Below are 24,254 nucleotides of genomic sequence, written 5' to 3'. Positions count from 1 at the left end.
GCCGCTGGTTAATGTAGGCCGGGTAAGGCGAAGCCGCCACCCGGCACAATAACTTTACCTCCCTGCCCCGCAGCGCTACAATGCCCGCCCTTAAAGTGGGGGATCTCCCCTTACCGCTGCACCTGGTGCACGCGGATCTGACCTGTCATCAGAACGAGAACAAACATGTTTAAACCGGAACTCCTTTCCCCGGCGGGAACGCTGCAAAATATGCGTTACGCTTTCGCCTATGGTGCCGACGCCGTTTATGCGGGCCAGCCGCGCTACTCGCTGCGCGTGCGTAACAACGAATTCAACCACGAGAACCTGCAGCTCGGCATCAACGAAGCGCATGCCCTGGGCAAAAAATTCTACGTGGTGGTCAACATCGCGCCGCACAACGCCAAGCTGAAAACGTTCATCCGTGACCTGAAGCCGGTGGTGGATATGGGGCCGGACGCGCTGATCATGTCGGACCCGGGTTTAATCATGCTGGTTCGGGAGAACTTCCCGGAGATGGATATTCACCTGTCCGTACAGGCTAACGCCGTCAACTGGGCAACGGTCAAGTTCTGGAAGCAGATGGGGCTGACCCGCGTCATTCTTTCCCGCGAGCTTTCCCTGGAAGAGATTGAAGAGATCCGCACTCAGGTGCCGGATATGGAAATCGAAATCTTCGTTCACGGCGCGCTGTGCATGGCCTACTCCGGCCGCTGCCTGCTCTCCGGCTATATCAACAAGCGCGACCCGAACCAGGGCACCTGCACCAACGCCTGCCGCTGGGAATATAACGTCCAGGAAGGCAAAGAGGATGACGTCGGCAACATCGTCCACAAGCACGAGCCGATCCCGGTGACCAACGTCGAGCCTACGCTGGGCATCGGCGCGCCAACCGACAGCGTGTTTATGATTGAAGAAGCCAAACGTCCGGGCGAGTACATGACCGCCTTTGAAGACGAGCACGGCACCTACATCATGAACTCGAAAGATCTGCGCGCCATCGCCCACGTCGAGCGTCTGACCCAGATGGGCGTGCACTCCCTGAAGATTGAAGGCCGCACCAAATCCTATTACTACTGCGCGCGTACCGCGCAGGTATACCGCAAAGCCATCGACGATGCAGCTGCCGGTAAACCGTTCGATACCAGCCTGCTGGAAACCCTGGAAGGCCTGGCGCACCGCGGCTATACCGAAGGCTTCCTGCGCCGTCATACCCATGACGACTACCAGAACTACGAGCACGGCTACTCCGTTTCCGAGCGCCAGCAGTTTGTCGGCGACTTCACCGGCGAGCGCAAAGGCGCGCTGGCGGCCGTCGCGGTGAAAAACAAATTCACCAAAGGCGACAGCCTGGAGCTGATGACCCCGCAGGGCAACATGAACTTTACGCTGGAGCATCTGGAAAACGGCAAAGGCGAAGCGATTGACGTGGCGCCGGGTGACGGTCATACCGTCTGGCTGCCGGTTCCGGAAGAGGTGGAGCTGAAGTTCGCGCTGCTGATGCGTAACTTCAACGGTGAAAGCACCCGAAACCCGCACGGCAAATAGTTGATCAGGGAAATTTTTTCGCGCTGGGATAATTCTTAGAATCGGATCACATACCGCTTCGTTCAATACGGGTATTATCCCCCCGCTGAAAAACATAACCCATAAATGCTAGCTGTACCAGGAACCACCTCCTTAGCCTGCGTAATCTCCCTTACGCGGGCTTATTTTTTGCCTTCTCTTTCCTCAACCCAGGCAATAAGCTCGTCGATTTGCTTCTCTGAGAACACGGCTATTCCATGCTCTGCAAGCAACGATGCCGCAACACCCATCCCCGCTTTATGTATCCCGCCAAAAGATCCGTCATAAATAAACTGACTCCCGCACGTTGGGCTGCCATCGGTTAACAATGCAGCGCTGCACCCAGATTCCTGAGCTGTACGTAGCGCGAGCCAGGCTGCAAGCTGGTAATGCTCAGTCACATCCTGCCCTGTATTTTCAATAATTCTGGCTTGTCCGTGCATCACGTCTTTGCCATCAGCGGACATAATCTCTGCCGGAGGACGAGGTACAGGCAGCCCGGCCGCAAGTTCAGGACAGTGGATAACCAGACGTTGTTCCTGTTGCCAGCGAGCGAGTTGCTCGTTCATTCGCGCTTTTTCACTTCCGTTATAACGAACCCTGAAGCCCATCAGGCAAGCGCTTACCAAAATTTTATTCATCATCACTTTCCTGTGATTACATTGACGTCATCGCTGAAGTGTAACGCGCTTTCGTGCCTATTTTGTTCCTTTCATCCTGTTCTTACCCGCTTTTTTCCTCTCTGCTATACACTCTTACTAACGCTAAAAAAGGGAGCAGCGCGGATGGCAACCTATCCAGACAGTTTATTGATTCTCAATGGCAAAAGTGCGGGCAACGATCTGTTGCGTCAGGTGATTCAGGGTTTGCGTGACGATGGCGCGCGCATCCACGTCAGGGTGACGTGGGAAAAAGGCGACGCGGCACGCTATATCAATGAAGCCCTCGGGCTTGGCGTCAACACCATCATTTCCGGCGGCGGCGACGGCACCATCAATGAGATTGCATCAGCGCTTATCGACCTCCCCCCGGCAAACCGGCCGGTGATGGGCATTTTACCGCTCGGCACCGCCAATGATTTTGCCACCAGCGCCGGGATCCCGGAAGAGTTAGAGAAGGCGCTCCAGCTGGCGATCCTCGGCAAGGCCACCGCTGTGGATATTGCGCAGGTGAATGAAAAAACCTGCTTTATCAACATGGCGACGGGCGGGTTCGGCACGCGCATCACCAGCGAAACGCCCGAAAAACTGAAGGCGGCGCTGGGCGGCGTATCGTACCTGATCCACGGCCTGATGCGTATGGACACCCTCAAGCCTGACCGCTGCGAAATTCGCGGCGAGGATTTCCAGTGGCAGGGTGACGCGCTGGTGATTGGCATCGGCAACGGGCGTCAGGCTGGCGGCGGGCAGCAGCTGTGCCCGGAGGCGCTGATCAATGACGGTCAGCTACAGCTGCGTATTTTCACTGGCGACGGCCTGCTGCCCGCGCTGTTTACCACGCTGACGCAGCCGGAAGAGAGTCCAAATATCATTGCCGGGAAATCGGCGTGGTTTGAAGTGAATGCTCCGCACGGAATGACCTTTAACCTCGACGGAGAGCCGCTGAGCGGGACGCAGTTCCGCATTGAGGTGTTGCCCGGCGCGCTGCAGTGTCGGCTACCGCCGGACTGTGTGCTTTTGCGCTGAATGTATTGCCGGGTGGCGGCTACGCCTTACCCGGCCTACGTTTCGCCCTCAGGTTAGGCAATCGTTACTTTGCTATCCAGATAGACGTCCTGAACCGCGTTGATCAGCTTCACGCCGTCGGCCATCGATTTCTTAAACGCCTTACGGCCAAGGATCAGCCCCATGCCGCCCGCGCGTTTGTTGATAACCGCCGTACGCACCGCGTCTGACAGGTCGGTATCACCGCCCGCCGCGCCGCCGGAGTTAATCAGCCCCGCACGGCCCATGTAGCAGTTCGCCAGCTGGTAGCGCACAAGGTCAATCGGGTTATCGCTGGTCAGCTTGCTGTAAACGCGGTCATCGGTATAGCCAAAGTTCACCGCTTTATAGCCGCCGTTATTCTCGGCCATTTTCTGCTTCACGATATCCGCGCCGATGGTCGCCGCCAGGTGGTTCGCCTGCCCGGTCAGGTCGGCCGACACGTGGTAATCCACGCCGTCTTTCTTGAACGCGTTGTTGCGCAGATATGCCCACAGTACGGTCACCATGCCCAGCTCGTGCGCACGCTCAAACGCCGCGGAGATCTCTTCAATCTGACGACGAGACTGCTCAGAACCGAAATAGATGGTCGCCCCTACCGCCACCGCCCCCATGTTGAACGCCTGCTCGACGCTGGCATAGAGGGTCTGGTCATATTCGGTAGGGTAGCTGAGGGTTTCGTTGTGGTTCAGCTTCACGAGGAACGGAATGCGGTGGGCATAGCGACGCGAAACCGAAGCCAGCACGCCGTAGGTGGAGGCGACACAGTTACAGCCCGCTTCAATCGCCAGCTCAACAATGTTCTTCGGATCGAAGTAGAGCGGATTCGCCGCGAAAGAGGCGCCCGCCGAGTGCTCAACGCCCTGGTCTACGGGCAGAATAGAGAGATACCCGGTGCCGCCGAGCCGCCCGGTATTGTAGAGCGTCTGCATATTTCGCAGGACCGCAGGCGGACGGTTGTTGTCGATCATCACGCGGTCAACGTAGTCATGACCAGGCAGATACAGCTGGTCGGCTGGAATGGTCATACAACGATGCTGTAAAAGGCTGTCGGCGTCTTTGCCAAGCAACTGCGCAATATCAGTCATGTGATACTCCCGTAAGTCCGACGTCGTGTCGGTGTGTGTTTATCCAGTCCCATCTTTTATGGGCAGACTAAGCCTGGTACCGACTTAACAGATTTTCCACCCTCTGCATTTTTTTTCAGCACAATCTGCTGGCTCGATTCGTGTACAACAAAACTGTTACATTGATCAAACAATCACCACAAAGGTATTTAAAAGGTATTATTGAGTGGTATGTTAAAGGCGTACCCTCTCTGACATGCAGGATTAAAAAATGAAAACGAAAGTCCAACTGTCATTCATGATGTTCGTTGAATGGTTTATCTGGGGCGCGTGGTTTGTGCCGCTGTGGCTGTGGCTGAGCAAAAGCGGTTTTACCGCCGGTGAAATCGGCTGGTCTTACGCCTGTACCGCCATTGCCGCTATCCTCTCCCCAATTCTGGTCGGCTCGCTGACGGACCGCTTCTTCGCCGCCCAGAAAGTGCTGGCGGTGCTGATGTTCGCCGGTGCGATTCTGATGTACTTCGCCGCACAGCAAACCCAGTTCAGCACCTTCTTCCCGCTGCTGCTGGTTTACTCCCTGACCTATATGCCGACCATCGCGCTGACCAACAGCATTGCCTTCGCCAACGTAGACGACGTCGAGGCCGATTTCCCGCGCATCCGCGTGATGGGCACCATCGGCTGGATCGCCTCCGGGCTGGCGTGCGGGTTCCTGCCGCAGATGCTGGGCTACAGCGACATTTCCGATACCAATATCCCGCTGCTGATGACGGCAGCCAGCTCCGCCCTGCTCGGCGTCTTTGCGCTGTTCCTGCCGAACACCCCGCCGAAAAGCACCGGCAAGCTGGATATCAAAGTGATGCTGGGGCTGGACGCGCTGATCCTGCTGCGCGACAAAAACTTCCTGGTGTTCTTCTTCTGCTCGTTCCTGTTCGCCATGCCGCTGGCCTTCTATTACATCTTCGCCAACGGCTATCTCACCGAAGTGGGGATGAAAAACGCCACCGGCTGGATGACGCTCGGCCAGTTCTCCGAAATCTTCTTTATGCTGGCGCTGCCGTTCTTTACCAAACGCTTTGGTATTAAGAAGGTCTTACTGCTGGGTCTGATCACTGCCGCCATCCGCTACGGTTTCTTCGTTTACGGCGGAGCGGAACAGTACTTCACCTACGCCCTGCTGTTCCTCGGCATTCTGCTGCACGGCGTGAGCTACGACTTCTACTACGTCACCGCGTACATCTACGTGGATAAAAAAGCGCCGGTGCACATGCGCACCGCCGCGCAGGGCCTGATTACACTGTGCTGCCAGGGCTTTGGGAGCCTGCTGGGTTACCGCCTGGGCGGCGTAATGATGGAAAAAATGTTCGCATACAAAGAGCCGGTGAATGGGCTGACCTTCAACTGGGCCGGAATGTGGGCGTTTGGTGCAATCATGATTGCCGTGATTGCCGTGCTGTTTATGCTGTTTTTCCGCGAATCGGATAAAGAGATCACCGCAATTGAGGTGGTTGATGGCGATACCGCGCTGACACAAGGGGAAGTTAAATGAAACAAGAACGTGTTCTCGGTGCCCTTTACGGGCAGGCGTTAGGGGATGCGATGGGCATGCCGTCGGAGCTGTGGCCGAGAAAGCGCGTCAAGGCGCACTTCGGTTGGATCGACCGTTTTTTACCCGGCCCGGCAGAGAATAATGCGGCCTGCTACTTCAAACAGGCAGAGTTCACCGACGATACCTCAATGGCGCTGTGCCTGGCGGATGCAATTATCGAGTGTGAGGGAGAAATTAACGCGGACGTTATCGGCAAGCATATTCTGCGCTGGGCGCTCGATTTCGACGCATTTAATAAGAACGTGCTCGGCCCGACCTCCAAAATCGCGCTTAACGCGATTCGCGACGGGAAACCGGTTAGCGAACTGGAAAACAACGGCGTGACCAACGGGGCGGCGATGCGCGCCTCCCCGCTGGGCTGCCTACTCCCGGCCACGCGTCTGGAATACTTTGTTGAGCAGGTCGCGCTGGCCTCCAGCCCGACCCATAAATCGGATCTCGCCATTGCCGGTGCGGCGGTGATTGCCTGGGCGGTTTCCCGCGCCGTCGACGGCGAAAGCTGGCAGAACATCGTCGATGCCCTGCCGGGTATCGCCCGCTATGCGCAGGAGGCGAAAACCACCACCTTCAGCGCGTCGCTGGCGGCACGTATTGAGCTGGCGCTTAAGACCGTACGGGAAGCCAACGGCATCGACTCCGCCAGCGAGCAGATTTATCAGCTTGTCGGCGCAGGAACCAGCACCATTGAGTCCGTCCCGGCGGCCATCGCGATGGTAGAACTGGCGGGAACCGACCCGAACCGCTGCGCCATTTTATGCGCCAATCTGGGCGGCGATACCGACACCATTGGCGCAATGGCGACGGCCATCTGCGGCGCGCTCCACGGCGTGCAGGCCATTAACCCGGCGCTCAAAGCCGAACTCGACGCCGTCAACCGGCTCGATTTCGGCCACTATTGCGAGAAACTGCTGCACTACCGGGAGCAAAGGGAGGGCCTATGAATTCATTTGCCCAACGCCTCGACACCCTGCACGCCACGCGCCCGGTAACGGTGCTGGGCGCAGCGGTGATTGACGTCATCGCCGACGCCTACGCCCTGCCCTGGCGCGGGTGCGATATCGAGCTCAAACAGCAGGGCGTGAATATTGGCGGCTGCGCGCTGAACATTGCCATCGCCCTGAAGCGTCTCGGCATTACGGCGCAAAACGCCCTGCCCGTCGGTCATGGCGTGTGGGCGGACATCATCCGCAACGCCATGGCGAAGCAGGATCTGCACAGCGCCATCGAGGCCGAAACCGGCGATAACGGCTGGTGCCTGGCGCTCGTGGAGCCAGACGGCGAGCGCACCTTTATGTCCTTTAGCGGCGTGGAGAACCAGTGGCAGCAGCGCTGGCTTGATGTGCTTAACATCCCGTCGAACAGCCTGATCTATTTATCCGGCTATCAGCTGGCCTCGCCGTGCGGCGAGCTGCTGACATGCTGGCTGGAGGGGTTGCAGGAGGTGACGGCCTTTATTGATTTCGGTCCCCGCATCGCGGATATCCCCGACGCGCTGATGGCGCGGATTATGGCCTGCAGGCCGATTGTGTCGCTTAATCGTCAGGAAGCGGAGATCGCAGCCGAACGCCTGGGCGTTGCGGCTGAAAATCTGGGAGCGGAGTGGCAGCTGCGTTTCGGCGCTGCGCTGATTGTGCGGCATGATAAAGACGGCGCCGCGTGGTATGACGGCGAAGCCTCGGGCGTTGTTCCGGCGTTCCCGGCGACGGTTGTGGATACCATTGGCGCTGGCGACAGCCACGCGGGCGGCACGCTTGCCGGGCTGGCGGCGGGATGGTCACTGGCAGACGCCGTTCTGCTGGGGAATGCCGTGGCGTCCTGGGTGGTCAGCCACCGCGGCGGGGATTGCGCCCCGACTCGCGAGGCGCTACTCCTCGCACACAAAGACGTATAGATCGCTGCGACAGTAGCTGATGCTGTACTCAATCGGCCGGTGCTGTTGGTCAAGTGCGACCTGCTTGATCACCAGCACCGGTATTTTTTCGTCCATCTTTATGTGCGCCTGAAACTCGCTGTCCGGCATACGGGCGCTTACCCGTGAACGGGTGCGCTGCGGGAAAATATTCTGGCTGCGGAAGTAGTCGTACAGCGAAATGCCAATCGCATCCGCATCGGGAATTAACCCAACCGGTACCCAGGATTCTTCAATCGACACCGCATCGTCATCCACATAGCGAATGCGCTTGAGCAAAAAGACTTCGCTGTCCGGCGAGATCGACAGGTGGTTTGCGACCTCTTCCGGGCACTTCACCACCCGCTTGTTGACCCATAGCGTATTAGGCTTTTGGCCGCGCAGCACCACCTGCTGGGAAAAGCCGCGCGCCTCTTTCAGCGAATATTCGAAGATATTGTTGATTTGCGTGCCATAGCCACGGGAACGCGTCACCACGCCCTCTTCCTCCAGCGCCTGCATCGCTTTTCGCACGGTGATGCGCGACACGCCGGTTAACTGGCTCAGATCGCGCTCGCCGGGCAAAATATTCCCGTGCTCCAGCACCCCGCTACGCACCGCGTTTTTTACCGTTTCGGCAAATTTCAGGTACAGCGGCGTGTTGTCAGGCGCGGCGATCCGTTCATTCAGTTGAGCGATTAACCGGGTATGCGCTTGTTCCATCTCTGTTTTCCCAGGCGTGGTGTTTCCTGCCAGTATACTGGGTTACCACCATGCATGAAAATGATGAACCGGCCCAATACCGTGACCCACTTCCAGAGTATCGGCTTTTGCCAGCGCCGCGGAGAGCCAGATTTTCGCTTCGCGCACCGTATCGGCCCAGCCATCATGCCGGGGACGCAGCGCCGCCAGCGCGGCAGAGAGCGTGCACCCGGTGCCGTGGGTGTTTTTGGTCCGCACGCGCGGCGCGGTAAAACGTACTTCGCCGTCGCGGGTAAAGAGCCAGTCCGGACTTTCGGCATCATCCAGGTGCCCGCCCTTCATCAGCACCGCGCCGCAGCCCATTGCCAGCAGCGCGTTCCCCTGCGCTTTCATCTCGCGTTCAGTTTGCGCATGCGATGTGCCTAGCAGCGCGGCGGCTTCCGGCAGATTGGGCGTAATGAGCGCCACCTGCGGCAGCAGCTTTTTGCGCAGCGTCTCGACGGCGGAGACGGAGAGCAACGGATCGCCGCTTTTTGCCAGCATGACGGTATCCAGCACCACGTTTTGCACCTGATAGCGCTTAAGCCGTTCGGCTACCGCTTCTACAATGTCCGTCTCGGCCAGCATGCCGATCTTGGTGGTATCGATGCGGACGTCGCTGAACACCGAATCCAGCTGCGCGGCAACAAAATCCGGCTCAATACGGTAAACCGACTGCACGCCGCGCGTGTTTTGCGCCACCAGCGCGGTAATGACCGAGCAGCCGTACGCGCCAAGGGCCGAGAAGGTTTTCAGGTCAGCCTGGATACCCGCGCCGCCGCTGGGATCGGTGCCGGCAATGGTCAGGGCGTTAATCCGCTTCATGCCTGCTCCTCCAGCGTATAGAGCGCATCCAGGAACGCGCTGGCAAAACTGCCTGGCCCACGTGACTGCGCAACGGCCACCGTTCCGGCCCGCTTCATCCATCCGCAGGCGGCGGTGACGTTATCCAGCCGATCGCCCGGCAGCGAGCAGCTCGCCGCCACAACGGCAGAAAGCGCGCATCCGGTTCCCACTACGCGCGTCATCAGCGGGTCACCGCCCGTTACCGAGCGGGTGCGTTGCCCGTCAGTGATGTAATCCACCTCGCCGCTGACGACCACAACGGCATTAGTCTGGCGAGCCAGCGCCTGTGCGGCGGGCACCGCGCTGGCGGCGGTATCGGTCGTATCAACGCCGCGCCCGCCCGCGCTCATTCCGGCAAGGGCAAGAATTTCAGAGGCATTGCCGCGAATGGCGGCCGGTTTCAGGGCAAGGATTTGATGGCAAAAACGGGTGCGGAACGTCAGGGCGCCCACGGCAACCGGGTCCAGCGTCCAGGGCTTGCCTGCCGCCACTGCGCTCTCAATCGCCCGGCGCATCGACTGGGCGCGCGGTGAAGTCAGCGTGCCAACGTTAATCAGCAGCGCATCGGCAATTCCGGCAAACTGTTCGGCCTCTTCGGCCTCAATCACCATCGCGGGGGATGCGCCAAGCGCGAGCAGAACGTTGGCCGTAAAGGTTTGTACGACATCGTTGGTCATACAGTGAGTCAGCGGAGAACGGGTTCGGAAGTGGTGTAATACGTGTAAATCGAGCAGGTCAGGCTGCATGGGTTCGCTCCTGCCTTGCGTGAAGAAGCGATGACCGGGAAGGCATCTGACTTCCCTACGCTGGCATTATCCAGATCAGGTAATACGGGTATTTCTCAGCCTTCACAAAGAAGGGCACCCCGAGTCAAAATACATATAAAACAGAGAGTTATGAAAAATCATTAACAATATATAGTGTAACCGCGGCCGTAGGCCAGGCGCAAGGAGTTTCGATTTATCGCCGGGCTAGTCACAGCGGAAATTTCTAGTCGTACTTTCCAGTCATTTGACTATATTTATTACGCTTTAGTTAATTCTGGTTCAATAATTGTTAACGCGTTATTGAAAACCTTTATTACGCACTTTTACCAAGGCTATTATTTTTTCTCTCTTATTACGTGTGACTTACTCTTTTATAAGACACACGAACCTCTTTCATATGAAATAAAGAGAATCCACTCAGCTGTTTAACCACGCTGAATATTCATATTTAATCAATTACTTAAAGCGAGTTATAAATTTATCACGCAACTCACAAATTAATGTATACATTAAATAAATCATAGAGTTACCGCACCCCTTCGCTGTATTTATTCATATTATTTATGATTTAGATCAAAATCATTAGCTTGGGTTTAATTGATAGTTAATTCACGTTACTAAAAAAGAATAAGACAGAGTTCAACCGTCACTGATGGTTAATCATCTGTCTGACGAAAACCGTTCAGCTAATATTATTTTTCAATACTTTAATGATGTGGTCCTTTAAAATGAAACCTTTGAATAAGTCTGTTATTTCTGTTTTTGCACTGTATGTGGTTGCTGGTGGTTCATTCCATGTTGCTACAGCTGCTGAAGCGATGATCCAAACAACTGATGGTAGCAATGTTTTTCTTTCCATCCACGGTCAAGACGAATCAATCAAATCTTATGATTTAGATGATATTGATAAGCTTAAAGGTGGAGTGAGTTCTAACTCCACGTCAATATCCCTTTTACGCGGCGATTTAGATGCTGAATCCCGTAATCGGGTAGATGAAATTAATCGTGTTGATGGTGAGGCTAAACGTGCCGGTGCTCTTGCTGATACCGCTAGTCAAAAAGCAGACACTGCGTTATTAGACGTTGTAAAAAATGGTTCTAATATCATTCAGCTTCAAAACCAAACCCAATTACAAGGCAACGTATTGACAGATCACGAGCAACGCATCACCTCTTTAGAGAATGTGCCAAAACCAGTCAACGGCGTAGATGGAAAAGATGGTGCGAAAGGTGAAAAGGGAGATACGGGAGCACAGGGGGCAGCAGGAATTAACGGACGCGACGGCGCAGATGGTCATAACGGTAAAGATGGCGTGGCGACTACCGTAACGCGCGTGCAGGTAGACGCAGCAACGCAAACGAAAGTGGCCAACAACAGCCAGGCTGTTACCGCCACCGCTCAGGAACTTCAGGCAACCAAGCAGACGTTACAGGCAATGAATAACAACACCAGCCAGCAGTTCAAATCGTTGCACGACGAAGTGGATAATAATAAGAAGCAGGCCAACGCCGGTATCTCGGGCGCTATGGCGATGGCAGGTTTACCGCAGGTACAAACAAATCAGCATGTTATGTTTTCTGCTGGCGGTGCAACGTACAATAGTGAAAGCGCCCTTGCCGTCGGGGCATCCGTTAACGTCAATTCACATACGATCGCCAAAGTCAGTTTCTCTGATGACACCGCGAATAACATGGGTGCTTCCGTCGGTGTAGGTATCGGCTTTTAATAGAAAAGCAGCATGGCAAAGTATATTTTTATCTCTTTAATATTATATATGGCACTTATCCTTATTGGCATATGGTTAGGTTGTATGTATCACTCTTATTATATTTGCGGATATTGAACATCCTCCTGCTGTATATTTTTAATTTAAGGTCTTTGCATAATGAAAAAAACACGCTTAGCGGTAGTCATGGCGGGTGCTGCTGCTCTGCTTTCTGCATGTACGTCGCCTGCTCAGCGCATGGCTGAATGTGAACGCCAGGGGATTAGCACAGATACGTGCTACCTGGCTGAGCAAAACCGCCAGAATGCGTACAATGAATCCGCACAAAATGCAGCATGGGCGAACGCGCGTGATGCCGCCGCAGGTACGGGTATCTGGGTTAAGAAAGACGCGAAACAACATGCTCAGGCAGCTAAAGCAACGCACGCCTTTAAATGGGAAAAGATGACGATCGCGATTAGAGGAGAGATCCTAAATGTTGACGGTGTATTAGGCGCGCTGGATGAAAACGAGCCTCGGGCAAAGGTTTATTCGCAAGGGTTATACACCTTCATTTACTACCCTGCTAAAGGCAAATTAGCGGTGAGTAAAGAAGGTCAGTTCCAGGGCTACGCCAGAAAGATTAAATAATAATAAAGGCGACACCCGTCGCCTTTATTATTCCCGAACCTTACTGGATTTTTCTGATGTAACCCATTTACTCTAACTGCCACGCCCCGGCATCAATGAGCGACGCACTCCCCGTCCAGGCAAACAACGCCAGCTCGCGAGCCCCCGCTTCAGGATAAATGCGGCTGCTGAGGCACGCTTCCCCCTCATTGACAAACACCTCCACCGACGAGTTGTCAAAAAATAGGCGCAGGTTTAGCGTGTCGCTCAGGTTAAGCGCGACGCTTCGGGTCCCACACAAGCCATACTGCGGATAGTGACGCTCCAGCACCAGGCGCTGCATCTGGGCATCGACATAAATACGTAACCCGTCTCCGAGACGAATACCGTACTGCTCCGCGCTGCTGTTGACGCAATCCCACTGGAGAATGACCTCCAGCGCGTCGCAGCTTTCCACCTGAGTGATTTGCTGATTGTTAAGCGTGCTCACCGGCCAGGGGAACCACGCCCTGCGCAGGCTTTCGACTTCTCTGGCCGGGCGCATTTGCAGACGGTTATCCGCACCAAGCGTCAGCTCGCGCGGTAAAGAGAGCATACCCGCCCAGCCATCCTGCTGTTCCGGCAGGGGCGATTCCCACATGTCCAGCCAGCCAATAATGATGCGGCGGCCGTCGGGAGTCAGGAAACTTTGTGGCGCATAGAAATCATGCCCGCGATCCATCTCCACAAATTCCCCTTCACGCACGAAAGGCTGACCGGGCTGCCACTCGCCCAGCAGGTAGCCGCTCTGAAAAAGATTACGATTTTTGAATCCGTCTGCCGCCAACCCCTGTGGCGAAAACATCAGCACGCGTTTACCCTGGAGGGTGAAAAAGTCCGGGCATTCCCACATGTAGCCCATCTCTTTTTCAGCCACCGCAAGAATGCCCATATCCTGCCACTCGTGCAGATCGGCAGAACGGTATACGCACACCTGGCCCGTCTCACCGTCCCGCGCGCCGACAACCATGTACCAACTCTCCCCTTCACGCCACACTTTCGGATCGCGGAAGTGATGCAGGCCTGGCGGCGTGTCAACAATCATTCCCTGCCGGGCAAAATGAATACCGTCACGGCTGGTCGCCAGACACTGCACCTGGTAGAGATTAGCCTCATCATCAGGGTCGCCGTGGAATTTATGTCCGGTGTAAATCAGCGCCAGCGTATCGCCATCGACTACCGCCGATCCGGAAAAACAGCCATCCTTGTCTTCTGGCCCTTCCGGCGCCAGTGCAACCGGGAGGTGCTCCCAGTGAACTAAGTCCCTGCTGCGCGCATGGCCCCAGTGCATCGGCCCCCACTGGGTCGAGTATGGATGATGCTGGTAAAAGGCGTGATACCAGCCGTCAAACCACACCAGGCCATTCGGGTCGTTCATCCAGCCGGCACGCGCGGCGAGGTGGTAACGCGGATACCAGCGCAGGTTAAGACTGCCTTCTCTGGCCTGCAGTTCCTGTTCAGCTTTGGCAATGGAATATGTCATTTGTCTACTCTTTTCAGTCAGATAGTGGAGGGTTGCGGCATTAACGGGTCAGAAGAGGACTTACCCGAGCGCAACAGGAAGATGGAGATGAGCGTGGTGCTGAAAACTAACAGACCCATAATGAGATAGGACTGGGCAAAGCCGTATTTCTCATAGCTGTAACCGGCCAGCGGCGACAGAACCGAGGCGATCACCGAGCTTGTACAGGCAAAGCCCACCAGATAGAGGGTGGAAGAGAGCCGCTTGTCAAAATGCAGGCTGTTGTATTTAAAGATTGAGACCAGCAAAACGGGCAGCTCAACCGCGTGCAATAGCTTGGTAATGGAGATCAATACCGGCCCCTCAACCAGACCCGATGCCACCATACGCATCGCCATCACCATTCCCGCGAAAATCAGGCCATTTTTCGCACCGAGGCGATTCACCAGCCACGGGGCGCAAAACATACCGGCCGCCTCAAGGAAAACCTGGAAGGAGTTGAGATAGCCGTACATGGCGTTTCCTTCCTGCAACGTCGGGAACTGGGAGGAGAAATAGACCGGGAACTGCTGGTCATAAACGCCATAAATACAGGTGCCGATAACGAAAAACACCAGCGCCCAGAAACGCGGCAGCGTCAGCAGGCGCAAGGCATCTTCCAGCGTGACCTTACCGCCGGACACCGCTTCCTGCATAGCGTGCGGTGCGGAAGAGACCCTGAGACGCGCCAGCAAAACAAAAAACACCAGCCCTGCGCAGCTCGCGACGGCAAAGTTCAGCTTCGGATTAATGTTAAACAGCAGCCCCGCAAAAAAGGTTGCCGCCGCCCAGCCAAGCGATCCCCACATCCTCGCCTTGCCGAACTCAAACTGGCTCTGGCGGGCCACGCGCTCGGTATAGGACTCAAGCACTCCTATCCCGCCGTTAAACGTCAGGCCAATAAAAATCCCGCCGAAAATGCTGCCGAGCAGCACGTTAATCTTCAGCAGATAGCCAAACAGCAAAAAAGCCGGACCAGAAAGAACGAGCAGGCTGGTCAGAAACCAGAGCAGGTTTTTGCGCAGGCCGAGTTTGTCCTGAATAAACCCGTAGCAGATTTGTGCAAAAAGCGCGGAGACGGAAAGCACGGCATAGATAACGCCGGTATCCCCCGCTTTTAAGCCTACTTCCTGATGAAGCCAGATGGAGAGTAACGAGCCGGAAGATGACCAGGTGACAAAAAAGAAAAACAGTAATGCGCTCAGTAAAGGGTAGCTGTGAGAGCGATGCGTTTTCATCATGACATTCTCATGTTGGAGTAATGACGCAATGGTAACGATAACATTGTTTCTTTCTCATGCTGTTTGGCTAAAATTTAAGATGTTAATCACGAAAGTTAACGTTAACATTGAGAAAGTGAGATCGCGATCAAATATTCATCACTGAGGTCAGCATGACCTCATCCGGGCATCAGCCTTCCTTTTACATCAGCGACTTAGTTGTATACCCTCTCACACAGAGCATTAACGGAGTAACAAAATGGCTTCCCTGAAGGACGTCGCAAAACTGGCTAACGTATCGCTGATGACGGTTTCCCGCGCGCTTAACAGCCCGGAGCGCCTTAAACCGGAAACGCTGGCGCGAGTGCAGCTGGCTATCGAGCAGACCAGCTACGTTCCTGACCTGTCCGCCAAGAAAATACGCGGCGCGCATGCCTCGCCGAAAACCATAGGCGTACTGGCGCTCGATACGGTGACGACACCTTTCTCGGTGGACATCACGCTGTCTATTGAAGAGACGGCCAGAATGCACGGCTGGAACAGCTTCGTGATGAATATGTTTACCGATGACAACCCGGACGCCATTGTCGACCTTCTCCTCTCTCATCGGCCTGACGGAATTATCTACACCACCATGGGGTTACGTCAGGTTCCTCTCCCGGCCAAACTCCTCACCCTTCCCTGCGTGCTGGCCAACTGCGAAAGTGACGGCGAAAAGGTCGCCAGCTATATTCCCGATGATGAACAGGGGCAATATACCGCCGTGCGGGCGTTACTCGCACAGGGGTATCGACGACCTCTCTGCCTGCATTTACCTGCGGGACACCTGGCCACAACCCGACGCCGTCAGGGGCTGGAACGCGCATGCCGTGAAGCGGGGCTCGACCCGCACAGCCTGTCGCACAGCTATATGGCCTTAGGGGACGAGCACTATCGTGATATCCCGTCAGTGTTGCTGGCGCACATGCAGGATGGTATTCCCCAGTTCGACTCCGTTATCTGCGGCAATGACCGTATTGCGTTTATGGTGTACCAGACGCTGCTGGCGCAAGGGCTTCGCATACCGGAGGATGTCGCGGTTATCGGCTATGACAATATGGTGGGTATTGGGGAGTTGTTCCTGCCTCCCCTCACTACGGTTCAACTGCCGCACTATGAAATTGGTCGCCTGAGCGCCTTGCATATAATTAACGGTGAAGAGCATCAGAACACCACGCGCGTTGAAAGCCCTTTTTTAATGCGTGATTCCATTGTGCATGCATCATGAGCACCGCTTTTTGCGCATGACAAAGGAATAGAGAGAGCCAGCCTCCTTTTTGCCATTCGATGGCACGTTTTGTCACACTCTTTTCTGCGACTTTACACACCGGACAAATAGCCTGTAACAGGCTGTTTTTATTTGGCATAAAATGCAATTTTCATTTTAAAAATGGGGATATTTTCTCCCCATAGCCCCGTGTCACAAAACAGTAAACAAATTAACCATTGAGCCCCGTGGCAAAAGGCTCTATATTGGCGGCGTTTTTTTCAGGCCCCCATCTGTTTTTTAACTTTTTATTCAATCGTGGCTCATAACGAAGCGGCGGTTGTAGGAGTGATATGATGACGGATAAAGTCCGTATTGACACCGTAGATGCCCACAAAAGCAACGAAACCTATCTGGCCCGTCAGGCCGAGTTTGAATCTAACGTCAGGAGTTATCCGCGCAAACTGCCTTTAGCCATCACTAAAGCAGAAGGCGTGTGGATCACCGATGCAGACAATAAAGAATACCTTGACTGTTTAGCAGGCGCGGGGACCCTTGCGCTTGGCCATAACCATCCTGATGTGCTGAAAAGCATCCAAAATGTCATTACCAGCGGCTTGCCGTTACATACCCTGGATCTGACTACGCCTCTGAAAGACGCGTTTTCTGAATACCTGCTCTCTCTGCTGCCTGGTCAGGGCAAAGAGTACTGCCTGCAGTTCACCGGTCCATCCGGTGCGGACGCCGTTGAAGCGGCGCTGAAGCTGGCGAAAAAAGTGACCGGTCGTAGCGGTATCATCAGCTTCTCTGGTGGTTACCACGGTATGACCCACGGCGCGCTGTCCGTGACCGGCAACCTGTCTCCGAAAGAAGCGGTTGACGGTATGATGCCAGAAGTACAGTTCATGCCTTACCCGCACGAGTACCGTTGCCCGCTGGGTATCGGTGGTGAAGCGGGCGTGAAAGCGCTGACTTACTACTTCGATAACCTGATCAACGACGTTGAAAGCGGCGTGCGTAAACCTGCCGCGGTGATTCTGGAAGCGGTTCAGGGCGAAGGCGGCGTGAACCCGGCTCCGGCTGAGTGGCTGCAGCGCATCCGTAAAGTGACTCAGGAACACGGCATTCTGCTGATCCTCGACGAAGTTCAGGCTGGCTTTGCCCGTACCGGTAAATTCTTCGCCTTCGAACACGCAGGGATTGAGCCAGACATCATCGTGATGTCTAAAGCAGTGGGCGGCGGTCTGCCGCTGGCCGTGCTCGGTATCAAAAAGCAGTTCGATGCATGGGCGCCAGGTCACCACACCGGTACCTTCCGCGGCAACCAGCTGGCGATGGCAACCGGTCTGACGACGCTGAAAATCCTGAAAGACCAGAACATCGCAGGCAAAGTGGCAGCTCAAGGCGAATGGCTGAAAGGCCAGCTGAAAGAGATGGCGAAACGCTATCCGGTCATCGGCCACGTGCGCGGTCTGGGCATGATGATCGGTATTGAGATCGTTAAGCCACACGAAGCCGCTGACCACATGGGCTGCTTCCCGGGCGACGGCGAGCTGTCGGCACTGATTCAGAAGAAGTGCTTCGAAGCCGGTCTGATTCTGGAGCGCGGTGGCCGTAACGGTATCGTTCTGCGTCTGCTGCCGTCTCTGCTGATCAGCGACGAAGAGCTGAAAATCTTCCTGGATAAATTTGAGCAGGCACTGCTTGCTGCGGGCGTTCGCCCGGCGTAACCGGAGTTATTGATTACGATGTCTGATTCAAACCCAATTTTGTTCTCCTCTGCGCAGAGCATTGAAGCTTACCAGCAGGCGATTGAGCAAAGCACTCAGGCTGTGATGCAGTGGCTGAAACAGCCTGAGATGTACCAGGGCAAAACGGTCGCGGAACTGCGCGACCGTATTAAGCTGGATTTCAACCCGAAAGGGCTGGGCAACGAAGCGGCGATTGAACGCGCCGTAGAGTTCTTCCTGAAAGACAGCTTGTCCGTTCATCACCCGCAGTGTGTGGCGCACCTGCACTGCCCAAGCCTGGTGGTAAGCCAGGCGGCGGAAGTGCTGATTAACGCCACTAACCAGAGTATGGACTCCTGGGATCAAAGCCCGTCCGCAACCATTATCGAGATCAAACTGATTGAGTGGCTGCGTACCCGCGTGGGTTATCAGGCCGGCGACGCAGGTGTCTTCACCAGCGGCGGTACTCAGAGCAACCTGATGGGCCTGATGCTGGCTCGCGATGCGTTCTTCGCGCGTCAGGGTCACTCCGTTCAGCAGGACGGTCTGGTGGGCGATCTGCGTAAGATCCGCGTGCTGTGCTCCGAAAACGCCCACTTCTCCGTGCAGAAAAACATGGCGCTGATGGGTCTGGGCTACCAGTCCGTGGTGCAGGTGAAAACGGACGAATTCTCCCGCATGGATCTCACCGATCTGGCGGCGAAAATTGAGCAGTGCAATGCGAACGGCGAACAGATTCTGGCGATCGTCGCGACGGCAGGTACCACCGATGCCGGTGCTATCGACCCGCTGCGTGCCATTGCAGAGCTGGCCGCGAAGCAGAACATCTGGGTACACGTTGATGCGGCCTGGGGCGGCGCGCTGCTGATGTCTGAGCAGTATCGTCATTACCTGGACGGTATCGAGCTAGTGGATTCCGTCACCCTGGACTTCCACAAGCAGTTCTTCCAGACCATCAGCTGCGGCGCGTTCCTGCTGAAAGAAGCGCGTCACTATGAGCTGATGCGCTATCAGGCGGCCTATCTGAACTCTGAGTTCGACGAAGAAGCGGGCGTGCCTAACCTGGTGTCCAAATCTCTGCAGACCACCCGTCGTTTCGACGCGCTGAAGCTGTGGATGAGCCTGGAAGCGCTGGGTCAGGAGCAGTACGCGGCGATCATCGATCACGGCGTGACGCTGGCGCAGCAGGTTGCGGCCTACGTGAAAGAGCAGCCTGCTCTGGAACTGGTTATGCAGCCACAGCTGGCAAGCGTTCTGTTCCGCTTCCGTGGTCAGGTCCAGGTGGACGACGCGGGTATTGCCCTGCTGAACCAGAAAATTGGTGATGCGCTGCTGGAATCCGGCCGTGCGAACGTCGGCGTGACCGAGCATAACGGCGTCACCTGCCTGAAGCTGACGCTGCTGAACCCAACCGTGACGCTGGAGGATATTAAAATCCTGCTGTCGCTGGTTGAGCGCACCGCGCAGGAAGTTCTGGCTAAGTAATACAAAACCCCTCTTCCGCCGGAAGAGGGGTTTATCTTTATACGCCTGCCCACCACATCCTGATTTTTAATCCCCAGTAACTCGTCCAGCCCGTCGTGGTACTGACCACCTTTCCCTTCGACACAACCACAAGCGTTGGCGTGACGCTCACCTGCCACTGTTGCGACAAGTCACCGTTTGCATCGTTAATCACCGGCATACTCAGCTTTTTCTTTTCAACCCAGCGCGCAAGCTTTGCGTTATCTCCGGAACGCATGGCAATACTCACCACGTTTCCACCCTCTTCTGCCAGCAGATTAACCGAAGGCGTCGTATAACGGCATATGCTGCACCAGGTGGCCCAGACGTATATCAGCAGCGGGCGCTCCTGGCTGAGCGCCGCGATATCGTGAATAGTGCCGTCGATGCTCTGCATCGGTGTTGCACTAAAACTGACGGGGAGTTGCGGTTTTCGATACTGATCAACACCCCACACCACGGCCAGCGTCAGCAGAACGAGCATGATCCCTTCCCTCGCCCAGCGACGCAGTCGACTGATTTTGCGGTTATCCATTGTGACCTCATGTTTTAACGAAGGTCATCTTAACGGGCAATACGCCATTACGCTGTAAAGAAGTGTCGCGCCAGGTTTACTCCTGGGTATAGCCGTAGTCGTAATGGCTATATCCCGAGTTGTAATAGAGCGCAGCCGATTTCACGATATCATTCAGGATCGCGCCATTTACCTTCACGCCCATCCGTTCCATACGCTTCAGGCTAGTCTCGATCTCTTTAACGCTGGTTTTACCAAAGCGGGCAACCAGCAGCGTGGTGGCTGCAGCTCTGGCTATCAGCAAGGCATCCGTCACGGCAAGCACAGGCGGAGTGTCGACAATCACCATGTCATACTGCTTTTCAATCTGCGATATCACCCCCAGGAAGCGTTCACTCATGAGCAGCTCAACGGGATGCGAAGGTTGGGGTCCGCAGGTCAGTACATCAATTCCACCTTTCTCGAAGCGTTGAATCGCCTCCTGCCACTCAACGGCGCCTCCGAGCACACTGGATAATCCCCGATGATTGCTCAGTTTGAAAACATTGTGGACATAGCCCTTGCGCATATCCGCATCAATAAACAGCACTCGCTGTCCGGCCTGAGCGGCAATCGACGCCAGTGAAGTACTGACCAGCGTCTTTCCGCAGTCCTGCGTGGGGCCAGACACCACGACGATCCGGTTTGTGGCATCCATAATGGTAAAATGCAGACTGGTGCGCAGCCCGCGTACCGCCTCGACGAACATATCTGCCGGACGGTGAACGGGCAGAAAAGGTATGTTCGACGTCCTGTGCTTCCAGTGGGAAGCAAACAGGTTTTTCCTGCGCAGGTGCGTTTTTTTCCAGAGCCACACCGAGCGCGGGAGCGTCGCCAGAAGCGGTATCCCCTGCACTTCCAGTTGTTCAGATGAGGTAATGCCCCGCTTAAAGGCTGAACGCACCAGGACCGTTCCTGCAGAGAGCATCAACCCCATCAGCATACCGAATACGATAATGAGCCCTTTGCGTGGTTTGATTGGGTCTGGCTGCGTCACCGCTGGATCAATAATCCGCACGTTTCCAATAGCGCTGGAGCGCGAGATACTCAGCTCTTGCTGACGCGTCAGCAGCTGTAGATATATGGTACGCCCGGATTCAACGTCACGACTCAGGCGTAATATTTCCTGCTGCGTGGAAGGCATGGATGAGACGCGGTTATTCAGACGCGCGCGCTCCCGCTCAAGCGTTTGTTTCTTCTCGCGTAAAGCACGATAGGTGGGATGGTCCTTTTTGAAAAGCTGGGAAACCTCCGCTTCGCGGAACGTCAGCTCGTTAAGCTGATTCTCCACGTTAACCACCTGATCAAGGACTGACTTCGCCTCGAGAGATAAATCGACAGAATCACGCTGCTCTCTATAGGCATTCAGTCGCGCTTCGGCTTCATCCAGTTCATGGCTGATCTTAGGTAATTGATCCTGTAAGAACGTAAGGCTGCGCGAATCTTTCGCTTCCTGGCGCGCAATATTCTGACTGAGATAATTTTCAGCAATCGTATTAAGCGCCGTGGCGATCTTGCCGGGGTCTTCACCCGTTAACGTTAATGCGATCATACCGCTCTGTTTCGCCGACTCAACAACCGTAAGCCTGTTCTGAATGGCGTTGATCGCATCAAGTCTGGTGACGGTTTCGAGGGTAAACTGGGTGCCGGGTTCTGCGCTGAGGGATGTCACCAGAAGCGATATTCCATCTTTAACCAGCGTTTTCCCCACAACGCCGTCTGCTTCAACCGTATTTCCCTCAAGACGATACCGCCCTTGCTCCCGTACGGTGAGTAAAAGCGTTTGCGGCTTACCTTCCAGAAGAGGAATAGTCAACGCGCCAATCGTTATTTTATCGGATTTAAGTCCCAGCACGTTTTCCCATAACGCCCCGATGACAGGGAACACGCGCCGCTTAACGCGGTACGTCATCCCTAACCGATCGACGGTTTCTCCCAGGATCATCCGTGATTTAAGGAGTAAAAGTTCAGGTGCAACATCTGGCGAAAGATCGGACCCGAACGAGGCCAGGTCCTTGAGCAGCGAGTTATTCTGTTTCGCTTCAACCTGAACCAGGGCATCAGCCTGATAAACAGGCGTGGCGCTGAATGCGTAGATCCCCGCACATACCGTGAGCAGGAGCGTGACGCACGCGATCATCATCCGGTGATCAAACATCTCAGCAAGCAGCTGAAGTAGATCGATCTCATTATTCTGCGGCGTCGCAGCACTATATTTTTCTAATTTTGAAGACGACATTACTGCTTCATTCCTTGTTGACTCAAACGACGAGCCCATTCCTGACTGGCTTTTCCCAATTGCTCGAAAACATATTCGAAGGCTTCACGACTTTTATGATACGGGTCGGGAATATCCCTGATTTCCAGCCATTGTCCAAAGAGCAGCGATTTACCCCGGTTCTCGGGGGACATAGTGGCAATGAAACGGAGGTGTTCTGGCTCCATCACCAGAATCAAATCGGACTTTTGCAACAGGCTGCGCGTCACCTTGCGGGCAACATGCCCTTCCAGCGAAACGCCATGACGCCTGGCGACAGCCTGCGCAGCCGCATCCGCCGGGCGTCCTTCCAGTCCAAAAATACCAGCCGAAGTCACCTGCTTGCCGGGTAATAACTGCCGCAACAGCCGCTCACCAATCGGTGAACGACAAATATTGGCGGTGCAGACCACTAAGATTGACTGGAACATTACTGCGGCCACGATCTGATGAAACGAACGGTTTCGGTCAGGTCATGGACGCCGCTGATGGTAGGCACCAGCTGGGTGATCACGCGATTCCAGCGCGATAACGGTGCTGTGGTGACGTAGACAATGTCATACGGTTCCAGCTGGAATTCCGTCCCCAGCACCATGGCTGACGCATCTTCCGCATTCAGTTGATAGATATTGGCAATTTTGTCCGTATCGCCTTTTTTCGCTACCTGCCGAATAACAAAAATGCCGGTTGCATCGGCCATGTTTTGGTTAAGCCCTCCGGCATTCCCCAGAGCTTCGGCCAGCGTCATGCCGCTACGATCCATCTTAAGCGTGCTTTGCTTAACTACCTCGCCCATCACGAACACTTTCAGGGCGTCGTTACGGGGAATAAACAGGATATCGCCCGGATAAAGCAGCTTGTTTTGAGTCAAATCGCCGTGCTGCATCAGCGCATAGAGCGAAAGGCGGGAGTCCTGGCCACCATGCGTCAGCACAACGTTACGCCAGTCGGCATCTGCAGAAAGACCGCCAGCGGCGTTGACCGCATCCATCACCGTCAGCGGAATATTAGTGATGGGCTGCTGGCCCGATTTTTCGACCTCTCCGGTGACATAGGCTTTTTGGGAACGGAAGGCGGCAATGCTGACGTCCACCTGCGGGCTCTCAATGACCTTATCCAGCCGAGCTGTAATTTCTTCACGGACCTGTGAAACCGTTTTACCCGCCACCCGCAGTTTACCGACGTAGGGATAAAAGAGCGTACCATCGGCGTTGACCCAGTTGCCGGCATCGCTCGCACTACGATATTGTCCCGCGGGCGTCGTTAATTCTGGGTGATCCCACACGGTGACCGTAAGGATGTCGCCTGTGCCAATACGGTATTCCCAGTTTTTGATCTGCTCATCCAGATTAGGATTTGCCTGAGATTTCGATACGGTCGGGCGTAGCTTTTCAATCAATCCCGGCGTCAGAGGAAAAATTTCTACGCGCTTATCAAGCTGATAATTAGCGTCTTCCACAGCAATGACTTTTTTTCCGGATACACTCAAACTCTGGCCGGGGGAAAATACACACCCTGTCAACTGACTGACAGTAAGAAATAACAGCGAAAATGCAGTTGTAGTTTTCATTTATATAAATATTTCTTTTTAACGTTGCGTTTATCGTCAAGCTTGCAAAGGGACTCAACGTAAATCCATGAAATTTAATTAATTATTATTCTGCAATATGAAATTATGGCATGATAAAACGCACCCCATCCGG

Annotated in this window: 21 protein-coding genes and 1 riboswitch; of the genes, 10 read left to right on the top strand and 11 right to left on the bottom strand. The window is 55.0% G+C overall.

The features are described 5' to 3' along the window. Positions 1-165 precede the first annotated feature (165 nt). On the top strand, positions 166-1,527 hold the full coding sequence (gene trhP / locus V4835_RS08515) for a prephenate-dependent tRNA uridine(34) hydroxylase TrhP (protein WP_023312421.1): 1,362 nt from the start codon (positions 166-168) through the stop codon (positions 1,525-1,527). 161 nt (positions 1,528-1,688) lie between these two features. Here trhP and V4835_RS08510 read toward each other — a convergent pair whose 3' ends face one another. Further along, a complete protein-coding gene (locus V4835_RS08510) occupies positions 1,689-2,189 on the bottom strand; it encodes a DUF523 domain-containing protein (RefSeq protein WP_331411916.1) in 501 nt (166 codons plus the stop codon). A 141-nt stretch (positions 2,190-2,330) separates the two neighbouring features. Between V4835_RS08510 and yegS the strand changes: the two genes are divergently transcribed. Further along, positions 2,331-3,230, top strand: a complete 900-nt coding sequence (gene yegS / locus V4835_RS08505; protein ID WP_331411915.1) for a lipid kinase YegS — start codon at positions 2,331-2,333, stop codon at positions 3,228-3,230. Between the two features lie 53 nt (positions 3,231-3,283). Here yegS and fbaB read toward each other — a convergent pair whose 3' ends face one another. Next, on the bottom strand, positions 3,284-4,336 hold the full coding sequence (gene fbaB, locus V4835_RS08500; protein WP_023312424.1) for a class I fructose-bisphosphate aldolase: 1,053 nt from the start codon (positions 4,334-4,336) through the stop codon (positions 3,284-3,286). A gap of 250 nt (positions 4,337-4,586) precedes the next feature. On the opposite strand from fbaB, the gene V4835_RS08495 reads away from it, so the two are divergent. Genes V4835_RS08495 through V4835_RS08485 form a run of 3 tightly spaced genes read left to right on the top strand, consistent with a single transcriptional unit; the run spans position 4,587 to position 7,815 of the window. After that, complete coding sequence (locus V4835_RS08495; protein WP_331411914.1) at positions 4,587-5,864, top strand: nucleoside permease; 1,278 nt, start codon at positions 4,587-4,589, stop codon at positions 5,862-5,864. Beyond that, positions 5,861-6,865: an ADP-ribosylglycohydrolase family protein gene (locus tag V4835_RS08490; protein WP_331411913.1), complete on the top strand. Its 1,005-nt coding sequence runs from the start codon at positions 5,861-5,863 to the stop codon at positions 6,863-6,865. Before V4835_RS08495 ends, V4835_RS08490 begins: the two co-directional genes overlap by 4 nt. Then, positions 6,862-7,815 carry a PfkB family carbohydrate kinase gene (locus V4835_RS08485; RefSeq protein ID WP_063144555.1) on the top strand — a complete coding sequence of 318 codons (954 nt, stop codon included), beginning with the start codon at positions 6,862-6,864 and terminating at the stop codon, positions 7,813-7,815. Before V4835_RS08490 ends, V4835_RS08485 begins: the two co-directional genes overlap by 4 nt. Here the strand turns inward: V4835_RS08485 and V4835_RS08480 are convergent. Genes V4835_RS08480 through thiM form a run of 3 tightly spaced genes read right to left on the bottom strand, consistent with a single transcriptional unit; the run spans position 7,789 to position 10,145 of the window. Continuing rightward, on the bottom strand, positions 7,789-8,535 hold the full coding sequence (locus tag V4835_RS08480) for a GntR family transcriptional regulator (RefSeq protein ID WP_331411912.1): 747 nt from the start codon (positions 8,533-8,535) through the stop codon (positions 7,789-7,791). The two genes, V4835_RS08485 and V4835_RS08480, sit on opposite strands and share 27 nt — an antisense overlap. Before the next feature lie 42 nt (positions 8,536-8,577). Continuing rightward, positions 8,578-9,378 (bottom strand): bifunctional hydroxymethylpyrimidine kinase/phosphomethylpyrimidine kinase, encoded by an 801-nt coding sequence (gene thiD / locus V4835_RS08475; protein ID WP_331411911.1) that lies wholly within the window; start codon positions 9,376-9,378, stop codon positions 8,578-8,580. Further along, positions 9,375-10,145, bottom strand: coding sequence for a hydroxyethylthiazole kinase (gene thiM / locus V4835_RS08470; RefSeq protein WP_331411910.1), 771 nt, complete (start codon positions 10,143-10,145; stop codon positions 9,375-9,377). Before thiM ends, thiD begins: the two co-directional genes overlap by 4 nt. A 35-nt stretch (positions 10,146-10,180) precedes the next feature. After that, positions 10,181-10,277, bottom strand: a riboswitch (TPP riboswitch). 617 nt (positions 10,278-10,894) lie between these two features. Here thiM and V4835_RS08465 point away from each other — a divergent pair. Further along, positions 10,895-11,893: a YadA C-terminal domain-containing protein gene (locus V4835_RS08465; RefSeq protein WP_331411909.1), complete on the top strand. Its 999-nt coding sequence runs from the start codon at positions 10,895-10,897 to the stop codon at positions 11,891-11,893. Positions 11,894-12,052: 159 nt separating this feature from the next. Further along, entirely contained in the window at positions 12,053-12,523 is a 471-nt protein-coding gene (locus tag V4835_RS08460) for a hypothetical protein (protein WP_331411908.1), read from the top strand. Between the two features lie 67 nt (positions 12,524-12,590). Here the strand turns inward: V4835_RS08460 and V4835_RS08455 are convergent, their stop codons facing one another. Together V4835_RS08455 and V4835_RS08450 are read right to left on the bottom strand one after the other, a co-directional pair. After that, the gene (locus V4835_RS08455; protein WP_331411907.1) at positions 12,591-14,024 is read right to left on the bottom strand and encodes a glycoside hydrolase family 32 protein; all 1,434 of its coding nucleotides are present in this window, start codon (positions 14,022-14,024) and stop codon (positions 12,591-12,593) included. A 17-nt stretch (positions 14,025-14,041) separates the two neighbouring features. Further along, positions 14,042-15,283, bottom strand: a complete 1,242-nt coding sequence (locus V4835_RS08450) for an MFS transporter (RefSeq protein ID WP_121425345.1) — start codon at positions 15,281-15,283, stop codon at positions 14,042-14,044. Positions 15,284-15,521: 238 nt separating this feature from the next. On the opposite strand from V4835_RS08450, the gene V4835_RS08445 reads away from it, so the two are divergent. The 3 genes from V4835_RS08445 to V4835_RS08435 all read left to right on the top strand — a co-directional run bounded on the left by V4835_RS08445 (position 15,522) and on the right by V4835_RS08435 (position 19,723). After that, a complete protein-coding gene (locus tag V4835_RS08445; RefSeq protein WP_331411906.1) occupies positions 15,522-16,529 on the top strand; it encodes a LacI family DNA-binding transcriptional regulator in 1,008 nt (335 codons plus the stop codon). A gap of 332 nt (positions 16,530-16,861) precedes the next feature. Further along, positions 16,862-18,238, top strand: a complete 1,377-nt coding sequence (locus tag V4835_RS08440; protein ID WP_014884533.1) for a diaminobutyrate--2-oxoglutarate transaminase — start codon at positions 16,862-16,864, stop codon at positions 18,236-18,238. 18 nt (positions 18,239-18,256) lie between these two features. Continuing rightward, a complete protein-coding gene (locus V4835_RS08435; protein WP_063143809.1) occupies positions 18,257-19,723 on the top strand; it encodes a pyridoxal phosphate-dependent decarboxylase family protein in 1,467 nt (488 codons plus the stop codon). Between the two features lie 37 nt (positions 19,724-19,760). Here V4835_RS08435 and V4835_RS08430 read toward each other — a convergent pair whose 3' ends face one another. From V4835_RS08430 to V4835_RS08415, 4 genes are all read right to left on the bottom strand, one after another. Beyond that, positions 19,761-20,276, bottom strand: a complete 516-nt coding sequence (locus tag V4835_RS08430) for a protein disulfide oxidoreductase (protein WP_331411905.1) — start codon at positions 20,274-20,276, stop codon at positions 19,761-19,763. A 76-nt stretch (positions 20,277-20,352) separates the two neighbouring features. Continuing rightward, positions 20,353-22,533, bottom strand: coding sequence for a polysaccharide biosynthesis tyrosine autokinase (locus V4835_RS08425; RefSeq protein WP_331411904.1), 2,181 nt, complete (start codon positions 22,531-22,533; stop codon positions 20,353-20,355). Beyond that, positions 22,533-22,982: an arsenate reductase/protein-tyrosine-phosphatase family protein gene (locus V4835_RS08420; RefSeq protein WP_331411903.1), complete on the bottom strand. Its 450-nt coding sequence runs from the start codon at positions 22,980-22,982 to the stop codon at positions 22,533-22,535. The genes V4835_RS08425 and V4835_RS08420 overlap by 1 nt, the downstream gene beginning before the upstream one ends. Beyond that, positions 22,982-24,121: a polysaccharide export protein gene (locus tag V4835_RS08415; protein ID WP_331411902.1), complete on the bottom strand. Its 1,140-nt coding sequence runs from the start codon at positions 24,119-24,121 to the stop codon at positions 22,982-22,984. The genes V4835_RS08420 and V4835_RS08415 overlap by 1 nt, the downstream gene beginning before the upstream one ends. Positions 24,122-24,254 lie beyond the last annotated feature (133 nt).

Origin of the sequence: Enterobacter cloacae complex sp. CARB60 (genome assembly GCF_036487345.1) — a bacterium.
In the GTDB taxonomy this organism is placed as follows: Bacteria; Pseudomonadota; Gammaproteobacteria; order Enterobacterales; family Enterobacteriaceae; genus Enterobacter; species Enterobacter asburiae_D.
Note: the sequence above shows the minus strand (reverse complement) of the source record. Positions and strands in the feature narration are given on the sequence as shown.